This window comes from Pseudomonas sp. NPDC085632 (genome assembly GCF_044541255.1).
Lineage (GTDB): Bacteria > Pseudomonadota > Gammaproteobacteria > Pseudomonadales > Pseudomonadaceae > Aquipseudomonas.
The window spans coordinates 1-976 of record NZ_JBITSX010000040.1 but is presented as its reverse complement, the minus strand read 5'-3'; the positions used below and the strand labels follow the sequence as shown (position 1 = coordinate 976).

The following is a 976-nucleotide window of genomic DNA, read 5'->3' as shown; positions in this document are numbered from 1 at the left end:
GCAGGGCTACCGGTTAAAACGTGCCGGGATTCTCGATATGTTTCCTCAGACGGCACATGTCGAGGCCATGGCGTTATTTGAAGCGAGCCAGGATGATTGGCTTGTCAGCGTTGCAGAGGGTTTCACCAGTGGTGACGTCCTTCATGCCGATCAGGGCCGCGATGTCACCCGCGCGCACTTCCTTGATCTCTTCACGGGCGTTTGCGTGCATTTGCACCATACGACCCACGCGCTCTTTTTTACCTTTAACCGAGTTGATCACGCCGTCGCCGGAGTTCAACACGCCCGAGTAAACGCGGACGAAGGTCAAGGTACCCACGAATGGGTCGGTAGCGATCTTGAACGCCAGAGCCGAGAACGGCTCCGCATCGTCCGCATGACGCTCCAGCTCGATTTCCTCGTTATCCGGGTCAGTACCCTTGATAGCAGGAATGTCGGTTGGCGCAGGCAGGAAGTCGATAACGGCGTCGAGAACCAGGGGAACGCCCTTGTTCTTGAACGAAGAACCGCAAACAGCCAGTACGATTTCGCCGGCGATAGTACGCTGACGCAAAGCAGCTTTGATCTCTACGATCGTCAGCTCTTCGCCTTCAAGGTACTTGTTCATCAGCTCTTCGTTGGCTTCGGCAGCAGCCTCAACCATGTTGTTGCGCCACTCTTCAGCCAGCTCTTGCAGCTCAGCAGGGATGTCCTTGCGAACAGGGACCATACCTTTGTCAGAGTCATTCCAGTAGACAGCTTGCATGTTGATCAGATCGATCTGACCCTGGAAGTTGTCTTCGGAACCGATGGCCAACTGGATTGGCACCGGAGTGTGACCCAGACGCTGCTTGATCTGACCGATCACGCGCAGGAAGTTCGCGCCAGCACGGTCCATCTTGTTTACGTAAACAAGACGCGGAACGCCGTATTTGTTGGCTTGACGCCATACGGTTTCCGACTGAGGTTCAACACCCGAGGTACCGCAGAACACACC

Annotated in this window: 2 pseudogenes; one reads left to right on the top strand and one right to left on the bottom strand. The window is 55.5% G+C overall.

The features are described 5' to 3' along the window. Window positions 1-85: pseudogene (locus ACIF4X_RS21475) on the top strand (hypothetical protein); the annotation flags it as partial. Here ACIF4X_RS21475 and ACIF4X_RS21470 read toward each other — a convergent pair. Then, a pseudogene (locus ACIF4X_RS21470) lies at window positions 83-976 on the bottom strand (EF-Tu/IF-2/RF-3 family GTPase); the annotation flags it as partial. The pseudogenes ACIF4X_RS21475 and ACIF4X_RS21470 overlap by 3 nt on opposite strands.